The 12872-nt window shown below is 63.5% G+C and carries 7 protein-coding genes and 2 pseudogenes; 4 read left to right on the top strand and 5 right to left on the bottom strand.

Features of this window, described 5'->3' with window-relative positions:
• Positions 1 to 146: 146 nt before the first annotated feature.
• Positions 147 to 1238: a hypothetical protein gene (locus AC1Z4A_RS25580; protein WP_483682207.1), complete on the bottom strand. Its 1092-nt coding sequence runs from the start codon at positions 1236 to 1238 to the stop codon at positions 147 to 149.
• Positions 1239 to 1352: 114 nt separating this feature from the next.
• Positions 1353 to 1787, bottom strand: a complete 435-nt coding sequence (locus AC1Z4A_RS25575) for a DUF6228 family protein (RefSeq protein ID WP_483682206.1) — start codon at positions 1785 to 1787, stop codon at positions 1353 to 1355.
• Positions 1788 to 1887: 100 nt separating this feature from the next.
• On the opposite strand from AC1Z4A_RS25575, the pseudogene AC1Z4A_RS25570 reads away from it, so the two are divergent.
• Positions 1888 to 2707 (top strand): annotated as a pseudogene (locus AC1Z4A_RS25570) (IS5 family transposase).
• Between the two features lie 328 nt (positions 2708 to 3035).
• Here the strand turns inward: AC1Z4A_RS25570 and AC1Z4A_RS25565 are convergent.
• From AC1Z4A_RS25565 to AC1Z4A_RS25555, 3 genes are all read right to left on the bottom strand, one after another.
• On the bottom strand, positions 3036 to 3632 hold the full coding sequence (locus tag AC1Z4A_RS25565) for an ALF repeat-containing protein (RefSeq protein WP_483682205.1): 597 nt from the start codon (positions 3630 to 3632) through the stop codon (positions 3036 to 3038).
• Between the two features lie 344 nt (positions 3633 to 3976).
• On the bottom strand, positions 3977 to 5464 hold the full coding sequence (locus tag AC1Z4A_RS25560; protein WP_483682204.1) for a S1 family peptidase: 1488 nt from the start codon (positions 5462 to 5464) through the stop codon (positions 3977 to 3979).
• Between the two features lie 168 nt (positions 5465 to 5632).
• Positions 5633 to 6151, bottom strand: coding sequence for a hypothetical protein (locus AC1Z4A_RS25555; RefSeq protein ID WP_483682203.1), 519 nt, complete (start codon positions 6149 to 6151; stop codon positions 5633 to 5635).
• A gap of 357 nt (positions 6152 to 6508) precedes the next feature.
• Here AC1Z4A_RS25555 and AC1Z4A_RS25550 point away from each other — a divergent pair, with 357 nt between their 5' ends.
• The 3 genes and pseudogenes from AC1Z4A_RS25550 (at position 6509) to AC1Z4A_RS25540 (ending at position 12658) form a co-directional block, all read left to right on the top strand.
• Entirely contained in the window at positions 6509 to 10345 is a 3837-nt protein-coding gene (locus AC1Z4A_RS25550; protein WP_483682202.1) for a polymorphic toxin-type HINT domain-containing protein, read from the top strand.
• Positions 10346 to 10950: 605 nt separating this feature from the next.
• Positions 10951 to 11793 (top strand): annotated as a pseudogene (locus AC1Z4A_RS25545) (IS701 family transposase); the annotation flags it as partial.
• Between the two features lie 115 nt (positions 11794 to 11908).
• On the top strand, positions 11909 to 12658 hold the full coding sequence (locus AC1Z4A_RS25540) for a transposase (RefSeq protein WP_483682201.1): 750 nt from the start codon (positions 11909 to 11911) through the stop codon (positions 12656 to 12658).
• Positions 12659 to 12872: the final 214 nt, after the last annotated feature.

The raw sequence follows: 12872 nt of genomic DNA, 5'->3' as shown, positions 1-12872 counted from the left end.
AGAGCCCGGTACTAGGAGACGGATACGCCGGGTTCGGCGAGCGGTACGGAGAAACGGACCGGTGGCAACACCGGCACTGCGCTCCGTGCCGACTCAACAGGCAACCCCCAGCAAATCCGCAGATGGGCACGCTCGCTGTATGTGGCTCAGGACCGGGTGGCGGTCCCGCACTTGCCTTGGCCGCCTTCTTGCATGCGGGTGTCCATCGGCTTGCTCCGGTCGTACGGGTCGACCCGTTGGCCGCTTCCTTGTCCCGAGGCGTGCTCGGAGCTGAAGGTGGGGATGAAGTAGCCGGTGGTGTTGTCGCAGCCGCCGTTGGTCGTGTCCGACTTGTAGGAAACAAGGGAGAACGTTCCCGGCTCGGTGACCACCTTGGCGGGGTCGTCCCAGCTCATCACGAGTTCGCGGCGCACGATGGTCCGCGCGACGTCGTCGCTGCCTGCCGTGGCGTGTACGACCGGATACACATAGGTGACATCGGCCGTCACCTCAAGCGCGCCGCGCCGACCCTCCCGGTAGGTGATCCGGCCCCGGGTCTTGACGATATCTCCGACCAGCCGCGCCTTCGCCGGGGCGAAACGGCTGAACAGCAACAGCGGGTCACTGTCCCGGCCGGGCGTACGGAACGCGGCCGCCAGGTAGTCCTGGACATCACGCTGGTGCGGATTGATCAATGCGATCGCCTCCCCGGGCCGCTCCCCGCGCAGCACGCCGGGATCCAGGTTGGCTGCGGTGAGGAAGTCCTGCGTCCGGGCGAGCGCCCGCGCGACCTGTTCCTGGCTCATCCAGCCGGTCGCCTGCGCCAACGGCAGATGCACCCCCTCCGCCCCGTTGGCCCACTGCGCTGCGGGGGAACCCCTGAACGGATCTGCAAGGGTGGGCAGTTCGCCCAACCCCTGCGCGGGCGGCCCGTTGGGACGGTCCGTCTCCGCGGCCAGTGGCGTATTGTCACTTCCCCCGCCACCGAACCAGCCCACCACGCGCTGCGGGGCGACCGCTGTGAGCAGCAGTCCGAGCACGACCAGCACCCCGACCACATACCAGGTTGTGCGCCGACGCCGCCGGGCCGGTGAGTACGTCCGCCACCCCTGCGGTTGGCCGCTCTCCCCGCGCAGTCGCTCCGTCACCATCCGGGCCCGCGCCGAAGGCTCCTTCGGCGCCCCGGACGTGCCCGCCTCGGCCTCCCTCAGGAAGCGTTCCCACTCCTCGTCCGGTATGGACGCTCCACCCTTGCTCACAATCTCTTCCTCATTTTCCTCTCCCGTCCCCTTTCTCAAGGACGGTCATCACGGGTCTACCCTGCTCGAGCGAAGTGGAGAGCTTAGAGGCTGTCTCACGTGGTGGTGCTGCAGCTACTCGACCATGCTCGTGAAAAACGTGTGTATCTCGGCGGCGAGGTTTCGCATCTCTTCGCCGGCTGCGTGCACGGTGGTGGTCTCAAAGTGCCACTCCTCGGACGGAGGCCGGTCGTGGATGCCCCACGTCAGGTGGACGTAGCCGCCCGGGCGGTGTTCCGCCGAGATTGTCAGGTCGTGTTCCAGAGAGCGCCAGACGCGCGCTCCTTCCCAGCCCCGGAAGTCCTCGGCCAGCGAGGAGAGGAAGGTGTCGAGGCCGTCGCCGTCCCATGTCCGCACCAGGGTTTCGACGCTCACCCATTGCCCGCGAGCTTTCACGAGGAAGTCGAGTGTGGGGTCGTCCCCGAACGGTCTGGTCGGCTCGGAGAAGAGCAGGTGGACCGGTCTCGGTCTGGGGTCTCCCACGCGTACCGCGGGGCCATCTTCGATCATTTGAGCAGGTTAGAAGTCGTGGGAGTCGATGACCAACTGCAATTCCCTGCGCTGCCCCGGGCACGGGCCACAGCCGCCACTCGGGGCATGATCGTCCGCTATGGCTGTGGATCTTGCGCGGGAACTTGTCCCCGACGGACTGTGGAAGATAGCTGGGCCGCTGATACCACCGTTCCGGCCCAGACGGCAAGGTGGCGGGACGGTGCCGGTGGCAGACCGGAAGGTGTTCACAGCGGTGGTGTACGTCCTGACCAGCGGTTGCGCCTGGCGTCACCTGCCGCCGACGTTCGGTACCTCGCCTGCCACCGCACATCGCCGGTTCACGGCGTGGACCAAGGCCGGCCTGTGGCGCCGACTGCACCAGGCCATCCTGGACGAACTCGGTGCCAGGGGCGAGCTGGACTGGACCTCCGCGATCACCGACGCAGCGTCCGTCCGCGCGAAAAGGGGGGCTCGCTGACCGGACCGCACCCGGTCGATCGCGGCAAGAGGGGCAGCAAGCTGCATGTGCTGTCCGAAGCCCAGGGCATCCCGCTGGCCGTCGCGGTCTCCGGCGCGAACCTGCACGACAGCCTGGCGTTCAAGCCGCTGCTCCTGGGCATCCCCTCCGTACGCTCCCGGCGCGGGCCACGACGACGGCGACCGGTCAAGGTCCGCGCCGACAAGGCGTACTTCTCCGCCGAACACCTCGCCTGGCTCCGCTCACGAGGACTCATCCCGCGCATCGCGCGCCCGGGCATCGAGTCCGGGGAGCGGCTCGGCCGGCACCGCTGGAAGATCGAGAGATCGATCGCCTGGCTGTTCGGCTACCGCCCTCTCACCGTCCGCTATGAACGCAAGGGCAGCTACTTCCTCGCCTTCCTGGGCCTCGTGCCGCAGCCCTCACCTGCTACAAGAAACTCGCGAAACTCACCACGTGAGACACCCTCTTAGCAGTGCTGACGTCCAGGGTTCAGCGGCAGGTCAGGCAGACCCCGAAGCAGAGTTCGCACCTCATCCTTGGTGGCCCCTACGCGCGTATCAAAATCTCGGTCATCTCCGGTCTCGAGCGCCTCACTCATGAGCGACTGCACGAGAAAGAATTCTTCTCGACCCATTGTGAGCACGATTTCCGGTCCGCGATCCTCGACCTGCATATCATTTTCTCCCATTTCGCGGTCTGGGACGGAGGCTGTGCAGACCGCCTTCGTGGATAGACCTGGAGCCCTGCCAGATGCTGACAGGGCTCCAGGTAGGTGCATCCGGCCTTTAGCCCTGGGCCTTCATGTCCTTCAGTCGAGCCTCGAACTGACCGTCCTGGATGAAGGCAACCCGATCTGCCGCAGTACCCAGCAAAGCCGCCTTGCCCGCAGCCTTCACCGAGGGGCCCCCGAAGTAGATGATCCGCGAGATGTGCTCCTCGTTGTCCGAGTCCCGGGCCTTAAACTGCCCGCTCTGCAGAAAAGCAACCCGGTCCTCCAGAGTTCCCTTCAAGGCCGTCTTACCGGCCTCCTTCACCCCGTAGCCGCCGAAATAGATGATCTGTGAGACCAGAACCTCGTTGTCCGAGTCGCGGGCCTCGAACTGACCGGTCTCGAGGAACTTCCTCATATCAGCGGGAGCGCCGTTGAGCGCCGCCTTGCCGGCCTCCTTCGTCGAAGGGCCCCCGGTGCTGATGATGCGCTGGATCTCGGCCTTGTCCTTCTCCACTTGCTGGTCCTTGCCAGCCGGATCTTCACCCTTCTGCCCGGGAACCTGCACCACTGGAGCCTGGGCCGACCGCGTGGAGGGGGCCGGGGCGGCGCCGTCCGCGAAGGCCGACGAGGCGAGAAAGACGGCCGGGGCGATGCCAGTCGCGGTGACCACTGCGGCGATCCGGGATAACTTCAAGGTAGAACCCGCCCTTTCAAGGACCTGATCTTCTCTTACGTGGGCCAACTATAGAGGCCGTGCCCCAGTTTGATCCACGGGTTAAATCCAAAGCTGGAAGGCCCGAGCCCGCCGGACAGGAAGGCCGTCGTGCCTATGTGAGAGGAGGAGCGGTGCAGCGGGAGCCCCCTTTGGCTGCAAGCCCTCGGGAACTCCCGCTATTTGGCGAATCGCGGCACAGTGATCAGGGAGCCGACAAATCCTCGCCAAGCGCGGATACCAGCGCATGCGGCTCACGCCCAGCCGCCGCCAGGCTAGACAGCCTCGGAGTACTCTGCGAGTCAGCCTACGAGCTGGACCTCGCCGTGTGTGCCCGTGGCATCGACGCCAGGGTAGTAGCTCAGCGCCCCGGCGCCCCAACGGACGAGAACGTCGTTGGGGCGGTTGGTCGATGCGCTGAATGCGCCTGTCGAGAGGACCTCGGCGTACTTCCATGGAGAGCCGACGGGCCGGATGCTGGTCCTGTTGCGGTAGCCGGAGGCGTCCAGTGCAGTGAAGAGAGTGACCGAGCCATCCGACCAGCGAATGACCAGGTCAGCGGTCTTGCTGCCGGTGAACTCGCCGGAGCTGATCTGCGTGGCGTCGGACCAACCCTTGTCCAGCTGCTTCTGCTTGCCGATGCCGTTGACACCCAGGTCGACGTACAAAGTGGTGGAGCCGTCATTCCAGAGAACGAATAGGTCGTCCCGCAGGGAGTTGTCGCTGTAGCGGCCTGTAGTGATGAGGCGGGCGCCCTTCCAGTAGCTACCGACTGGACCAAACGTCCTCTCATCGTGGAAACCGTTTTCGTCAACGCTCATGTAGGTCGAAAGCGCGCCGTTGTTCCAGCGGACGGTGATCCCGTCGCTACCGCCCTCGGTGAAGCTGCCACCCGTAATGATGTCGGCGTTGCCCCAGTAGCTTCCCGCGCCTGCAAGCTTGTATTCCCTGGCGAAGGGGTAGTTGGGGTCATTGTGGTCGGCACCCTGGAAGAGAGAGGCTGAGCCGTTCTTCCACACGACGAACAGGTCCATGCGGCGCTTGCTACTGACCGACTTGCTGGTGAAGTAGCCGGAGGTGATGCGGGCTGCGTTCTTCCAGTCCGACCGCGGCAGGATGTTGCGGGAAGCGGTCTGCTGAATCCAGCCAGCGATGTCGTCGATACGGGTATCGACAGCGCTCTTTCGCGTCTCTGAAGCGTCTGTTCCGAGACAGCCTCCCTGCCAGGAGCGGCTGTTGATTCCAACCAGCTCGTACTGCCCACCGATGTCACGGAAGGCGGGTCCACCGGTGTCGCCCGAGCACACGACTGCCTCGTTGTCCTTGCTGGTGAGGCTGATCGTGGTGTCCTTCAAGGCGCCTACAGTGAACTTCCCGTAGTGCAGGCGCTCAGGAACCCACTCGTCCTTCGTACGGCCGAAGCCGGCGACCAACAAGTCTTCGCCGGGAAGGGCTTTGTTGAAGCCGATGTTGGCTGGGGGCAGCCCGTCGACCGGTTTGGCAAGCCGTGCCATGACCAGGTCGCGGTCAGTGCGGGGCACCAACTCCACGACCTCCACCACTGTGCCGGATTCGCGAGTGAGGTCCGAACGACCGATCGTAGCCATGGTCGTCAACTGGGGTTTACCGGCAGTGACCTGGAAACTCTGCGCCGGGTTGTCGGCGAAGCAACTGGCAGCGGTAACCAACCACTCCTGCTCGACCAATGCGGCGGAGCAGCTGCGCTGACCGCCACCGATGTCGAGCTTGGCAACGAACGGGTATGAGCCGTCCTTGGTGCTGTTGCCCACGACAGCATGCGCTGGAGCGGCACTCAGCGCATTCGCCGCCACAAGGGAGACAATGAGGCCCGTCACCCACGCGGCACGTGGACGTATTACATGCATGAGGTGTTCCTTTGAGGCTATGTGAGGTGCTGGCCCCAAAGCGGGCCATAGCGATGGCATCAAGAGCAATGATCAGGAGGTGACACGGAGTTCAACAAGAAGAGGCGGCGTGTTATCAGCGTCGATACCCCGGCCTACGAACGTGTAGTCGTTCCTGTTCAGAGGGATGTTCTCCGTCTTGCCATCAGCCTTGAGGCTGGCCCATGCGGCGAAGTCTCCTGTCCTTATGTTGTATACCTTGGGGATCGACAACTCGAGGTAGCCGCTCTTGCCAGTGCCGGTGACCTTAAAACAGAAGCTGTCCGCCTCAGGTTCGCCTGGGCGCCGTATCGCGGTCGCCACCACGATGTCCTTGGACACCTTGCAGTCGGCAAGGACGATGTGCCCATCGCCCTTGCGTAGGAACACTCCCTTCTCCTTAAGGATCTGGGCCGCGTTCGGGTACTCGAATGTCTCCACCGCTACGGGCGGGATGTCATCATCCGCAGGACCGGGGGCTGCCGTGGCTACTCCGTACACGGAGGCTCCGGCTACAACGGAGGCCACTCCGACGGCGGCAGCGACTATGAGTCTGCGCACGCGAGGTATCACCAGTATTCCTTTCCAGCATCCACAACGAACCGCACGCACTTAAGTGCGAAATAAAACGGCCGGAGAGGAACCTAGCATCTGCCGCCGCCCATCCAAGACATGATTACGAATCAGCCATTGAATGGCTCATTCTCTGCCGTTACTCGAGGAAACATCTCGGTGTCCGCGCACGCATGGCTGCATATCCGTCCAGGCTTCAAGCCCTGGTTCGCGCCTGCGCATACTTCAAGCCAGGCTGGCTCCAGCTGTCGCAGGCAACCGTTATGCTCGCGACGCGATGCTCGGCAACACGCAGCCAGGAGAAGGAATCTGGTAGTGAGACATAACATTCACTTGACACGGCCTGGTAGAAGAAAGGTGCGCGCCATACGCGGACTCTTCATACGCTTACTCCCGCTGGCGCTTCTGACCGGCCTGCTTGGCGCAAGTCCGGCTGGGGCAGAGGAGGGACCCAAACCCGCAGCGAATCGCAGCGAGCTACTTGATCTTTGGGCCAGCGGCGGTCCCAACATCAAGGCCGCCGCTGAAGTCGCCCTGGCGGGTACGGACGATGACGTCCGTATGTTTTTTGAGGCGGAAAAAGAGTTCAACGAGCGCCTTGATGACCGCTTCGATGCCGGACAGATCCACAGTGTTGGCGGCCCGGAGATTCGAGAGGCGGCCCGCAAGGCCCTTGACGGTTCCATCGAGGACGTACGCGCCTTCCTGAAGGAAGGCTGGAAGGCCCCCTACGAGACCGATCAGAAGACGAGAGTCTCTCAGATTGCCTACGCCGGGGGCCCTGAGGTCAAAGAGGCCGCCAAGGCTGCGCTGGACAGCGGAAGCCCTGAAGACATCTCCAAGTTCCTTGAGAAGGAACAGTTTACGGTCCGTGATGTCGATGATCGGATGAAGGTCTCTCAGATCTCCTACGCCGGAGGTCCCGCGACCAAAGAGGCCGCCAAGGTCGCCCTGGACGGATCGATAGATGACGTCCGGGAGTTCCTCAAGGTAGGTCAGTACATTGCGCGCTCACGTGACCAAGAGAGGGCAACCGTCGCGCAGTTGGCCAATCAGGCCAAAGAAGCAGGCGAGGAAGCCAAACGCGAGACAGAAGCCGCCAAGGAAGCATCGGACAGAGCAGTAACGGCTTCAACAAAGGCGAAGGAAGCGGCGAAGACAGCCGCTGCTGAGACCAAGGCAGCTGGCAAGGACGCTGCCCGTGCCGGAGCTGCCGCTGGCCGAGCAGCGAGGGCAGCATCCGATGCGGCAGATGCTGCTCAGGACGCCATCAATGCGGCACGGGCAGCCAACTACGCGGCACGTATGGCCGCCAACGCAGCAGCCAACGCGGCTGCCGCAGCTGCTGCGGCTGCCGAAGCGGCCTCGCGAGCACGTAGCGCAGCCGCGGCTGCGGCGACGGATGCTGGTCAGGCCGCTACTGCCCGTCAGGCGGCAGACGACGCATACTCGGCCGTCCGGGCAGCTCAGACGGCCAAGGAAGCAGCTGGCCAGGTAGCGATCGCCGCGCGCGCAGCGAGTGAGGCGGCCGGTGCGGCATACAGCGCCAGCGAGAACGCCGATGCGGCGGCCGGTGCGGCCGATGAGGCCGGCGGCTACGCAGATGAGGCCGGTGCGCAGTCGGCCGAGGCCAGGGCCTGGGCGGCAACGGCCCGAGCCCAGGCGAAGGAGGCCAACCGGGCGGCGAGGGCCTCCCAGCGTCTGGCCAATGAGGCAGCTGACGCAGCCGACGAGGCACGCGATGCAGCTGACAAGGCAGCCGAGCACGCAGAGAAGGCCGCCAAGGCAGCGGAAGAAGCAGCCAAGCATGCGGGGGACGCTGCGACCGCAGCTGACCAGTCCGGCGAACATGCCAAGGCTGCCAGAGACGCCGCTGACAGGGCGCGCAAGGCAGTGGAGACCGCGGGAAAGGTCGAGGCGCTCGCTCGCAAGGTAGAGGCCGAGGAACTCACCGCCCGAACTCAGACACGGATGGTGCAGGCCGCTGCCCTCAAGCAGCAGAACGACCTGCGCCGAGAGAACGCTGCCCGTAAGGTCAAGGAACGCAAGGAAACCGACGACGAGGCAGCTCGCCTTGCAGCAGAAGCCGCCAAGCCCGGCACCGATCTCAAGGAGGTGGCGGCCAAGGGGCGCAAGGTTGCTCTCTGGGCGATGAAGAACCGCGGGCCCTGGAGTCAAGCCGCCGCCAAGATCGCACTTGCTGGTGACGACACGGCCATCCGCGACTACATCGCCACCGGCCGCCAGCAAGCCGAGCAGGACGACGAACGCGCTGCCGTCCAACGCCTCGCTGATGAAAGCAGCCTGGACGACGTCAAGACAGCCGCCAAGGAAGCCCTCAAGGGCGACGCCAAGCAGATCAGTGACTTCCTCCGCACTGGCCAGCATCGGGCTGCGCTGACCGACTACAAGATGCGCGTAAGCCAGATCGCCAGCCAAGGTGGTCTAGAGGTCAAGGAAGCCGCACGCGACGCACTGGACGATGGATCCACTGACAGACTCCGTCAGTTCCTCAACCAAGACCAGTACGTCGCCCAAGAGGTTGACGAACGCACTCGTGCCAGCCAGCTGGCCAACAGCGGAGGCCCCGAGCTGTCAGCCGCCGCCAAGGTCGCCATCGAAAGCCCGCCGCAACTCCTGCACGCTTTCATACAGACCGGGCAGTACAGCGCAGCACGCCGGGACCAGCTCACGGCCACCCACGTGGCCTCTGTCAAGCAGCTCATCGCTGAAGCAGCTGTAGCCGCTGCCAAGGCGCAGGAGAACGCTGCAACAGCATCGGCTGTCGCAGCAACCGCCAAGCAAGCCGCCAAGGAAGCCGACGACTGGGCCAAGGCGGCCAAGGAGTCAGCCGGGCAGGCGAAGAACTTCGCTTCTCAGGCGCGTGGATTCGCTGTGCAGGCTGCCGCATCGGCAGCAGATGCAGCACGCTCAGCTCAGACAGCCCGGCAAGCTTCGGAAGCTGCCATGAGTGCCGCTGATGCGGCTGATGTTTACGCGGCCCAGGCGGAAGAGTCGGCCACGTGGGCGCGAGCCTCTGCCGACACTGCCTATTCCGCAGCTGCTGCGGCATATGTTTCAGCCGTCAACGCTGGACAAGACGCTGAAGCCGCAAAAATCGCCTCCGCAAACGTGAAGGCAAGTATTGCAGCGCTGTGGATAGAGGAACATCAGAAAGAGCTGGACCGACAGTTCACTGAGGAACAAAAGAATGGTCAACCTGAAGCTGCTCAGCGAAAAATTCAAGACATAAAGGAAATAGCTCACGGTGAACTGGAGTGTTCCAGGTACGATGCGCGGTGCTACGACGGCGCCGCTGGCTTCATGCTGGATCTCTCTGGAACCAAGGACGGTATTGAGTGTCTCGATAGCGATGATTGGGGACCCTGCAAGGAGTTCGCGGAAAACTTCGTTCCATGGAATAAGGGCGCCAAGGTACTCAAAGGCGTAAAAAAGGGCGGGAAGAGCGTAATAGGCATTGCCCGCAAATGGTTCAAGCGCGGCGGCTGCAAGTGCTTCCTGGCCGGCACTAGAGTTCTCATGGGCGATCACTCTGTTCGGAATATCGAAGATCTCAAGGTGGGAGACGAGGTCCTCGCAACAAATCCGACCACAGGAGTAACGTCGCCCCACAGAGTCACTCGACAGATCTCCACTGAAGATGACAAATACTTCAACGAACTAACGATCGCAACCTCGAGCGGCCCAAAGAAGATCACCGCCACCTTCGAGCATCCATTCTGGAGTCCGTCGGAGCACCGTTGGGTCGCCGCCGGCGAACTCAGACCGGGATCCACGCTCCTGACTAGTGATCAATCCGTTGTGCGTGTAGATGCCAACCGTGCATACGAACAGCATGCGCGTACTTACAACGTTACGGTTGAAGGGCTTCACACCTACTATGTACTGGCGGGCGAAACGCCAGTCCTTGTGCACAACTCGGAATGCCCCATAAAACCCTTGGGGCGAGGTTCCACCGGCCGCACCACGCCCCACAGCCTCAACGAGAAGCTGGCTATGGAGGAGGCCATGACGAACCCCGAGGCTGGTCGACAAATCCGCGTACCAATGACGGACCCACGCTGGGATCAAAAGGACGGGTGGGTGAAAATGGCGCAGAACGTTAATGGTACCGAGATCCACTACACTCGCAATACGCTCACGGGCGAAGTGGATGACTTCAAGTTCAAGTAGGAGGTCCAGTGATCGTTAGATGCATTGCAAATAAGGGGTCGGAAATTGGACCCTACCGTCGCGGCCTGTTTTACACTCCTGAGACCAGGTTTGAACTGGTCGTGGGCAAGTGCTACGAGGCTTACGGAATGGAGCTTGTGAGCGGCTCCTTGGTGGTGCTCGTAGCGGACGAGTACGAAAAACCGGCCTGGCTCCCGGTAGAGCTGTTTGAAGTCGAGGACTCGAGCCTTCCTGGCCACTGGGAATTTTCTAAGGGGGACACTGGCACGGATGCCTCAGCACCTGGAGAATTGATTAGCCAGGCGCGATGGGGGTACCGGGAGCTAGTTGAGTCTGATGCCCATCGTTGCGGCCTTGAGGAACGTGACAGCGAGGCGCTTCGCGTATTTGACGAGGAGCGTGCAAGGAGATCGCGTGGCTAAATCCGACCTGGTGAAAGGCTGGGACTCGGGGAAGCAGATGGGCGGTCAGTCGATCTAGTACGACATGAGTTACTGCCTGTGCAAACGCTCGGCTGGAAGACCAGCCGAGCGTTTGCACAGCACGACAACGACACTTCGTGACTGCGCTCTGGGCGTCTCGTTGTTGCCGGTGTGACGGTAGGGGTGGGCGATGGTTGGTCGGGGCTGTTCGACAAGTTCGTGGGGCAGTTCGCTGGGCGGTTCGGTCGTGTCGAGCCTCAGCGTCGGATGCGGTCCTACCTGCGGGGATTGCTCAGCGAGGTCGAGCGGAAGAACGGCTGGACGCTGGCCGAGGTGGTTGGTGACACCGGCCCGCAAGGCATGCAGCGCCTGCTGAACTCCTACTGCTGGGATGCCGACGGCCTCCGGGACGACGTACGTGCTGTCGCAGTGGGCGAGTTGGGGGATGATGTCGACGGTGTTTTGGTCGTGGACGAGACAGGGTTTCTGAAGAAGGGACGGAAATCTGCAGGTGTAGCCCGGCAGTATTCAGGCACCGCTGGGCGGATCGAGAACTCACAGATTGGTGTGTTCCTCGCTTACGCCTCGGAGCCCGGACGGGCCCTGGTGGACCGGGAGTTGTATCTACCGAAGGAGTGGACCTCCGATCGTGATCGGTGTCGCGCTGCTGGCATCGGGGACGATGTCGAGTTCGCCACGAAACCCGCCCTCGCACGTCGCATGGTCGAACGCGCGCTGGCGTCGGGGATTCCGTTCGGCTGGGTAACCGCGGACGCGGTATACGGGGGTGACGGAAAGTTCCGTCTCTGGCTCGAATCGCGGGACATACCTCATGTCCTGGCGGTGACCAAGTCGCGGTCCGTCGTTTCATTCGGTCTTCTCAAGGAGCGGGCCCATCACGTCATCGCCCGGCTGCCGGAGGATGCTTGGAAGTCGCTGAGCTGCGGGAACGGCGTCAGAGGGCCGCGTATCTACGACTGGACGGCCGAGCCCATCCGGCCCCTGCGCCGCTCTGGCTGGGATCATTGAGCCTCTTCGAGCTAGCCACCGACCAGGTGACGGTTCCGGAGCGCAACGAGCGAGGCCCCCGAGCTGTTGATCGAGATGTCTGACGTCTCAACCACGCTGCTCGGGGGCCTCGTTGGTCAACTATCCTGCCGCACTCAACCTGCCGCATGCGCTCGTGGAGTGGGTGACCACGCTCGTCGTCACCCATGAGGGCGACCGACGCTGCAAGCTCCGCCCGTCTCAACGCGCGATGGTGGCACTGGTGTACCTGCGCGAGCACACCACGCCGGCGAAGATCGCTGCCGGGTTCGGGATCAGCGAGTCCACCGCCCACGCCTACACCAGCGCCGTCATCCACCTGCTCGCCGAACGCGCACCGGGTCTGCTGAAGATCCTCCGCGAGGCCGAGGCGGACTTCGTCCTGCTGGGCGGCACGCTCGCCGAATGCGACCGGGTCGGCGACGGACGGGCCGACTACTCCCACAAGCACCGCCGGCACAGGGTGAACGTGCAGGTGCTCACCGATCCGGATGACCGACTGCTGTGGCTCTCACCCGCGTTACCGGGCCGAGCCCACGACCTGACCGCTGCCCGCACCCACCGGATCATCCGCATCTGCGAGCGCCAGGGCCTTCCCATCCTGGCCGATCTCGCCTACCAGGGCGGCGGCCCCTGGGTGACCACGGGCATCAAACGCAGGCCCCCGCAGGAACTCACCCTCACCGAAAAGACCGTCAACCGGGCCCTGGCCGTGGCGCGGGCGCCGGTCGAGCGCGGCGTCGCGCGCTTGAAGTCCTGGCGGATCTTCCACAGATCCCGATGCAGCCCAAACCGCATGACGTCAATCGCCAAAGCCATCCTCACCCTGGAGCGACAACGCTGAAGAAGCTCAGTGAAGGATAAGGTCATTCATTGTCCGCGCTCCTTACCAGCGTTGGGCCGTGCCCCCCGGACCGGTCGCTCGGTTGCGGGGGTTCCTTGCGTTCCTGCGCCCACCTGCCGCTATGGGCAGGAGGCAGCCAAGTAACGCACCACTCACGGCGTGTAGTTGGACAGCGACAGACTGGCCTATGCGACGACCAATTGGCAAGCCGCAC

Source organism: Streptomyces sp. 17_S59, assembly GCF_056930295.1.
This window is presented reverse-complemented; position numbering and strand designations above follow the sequence as displayed.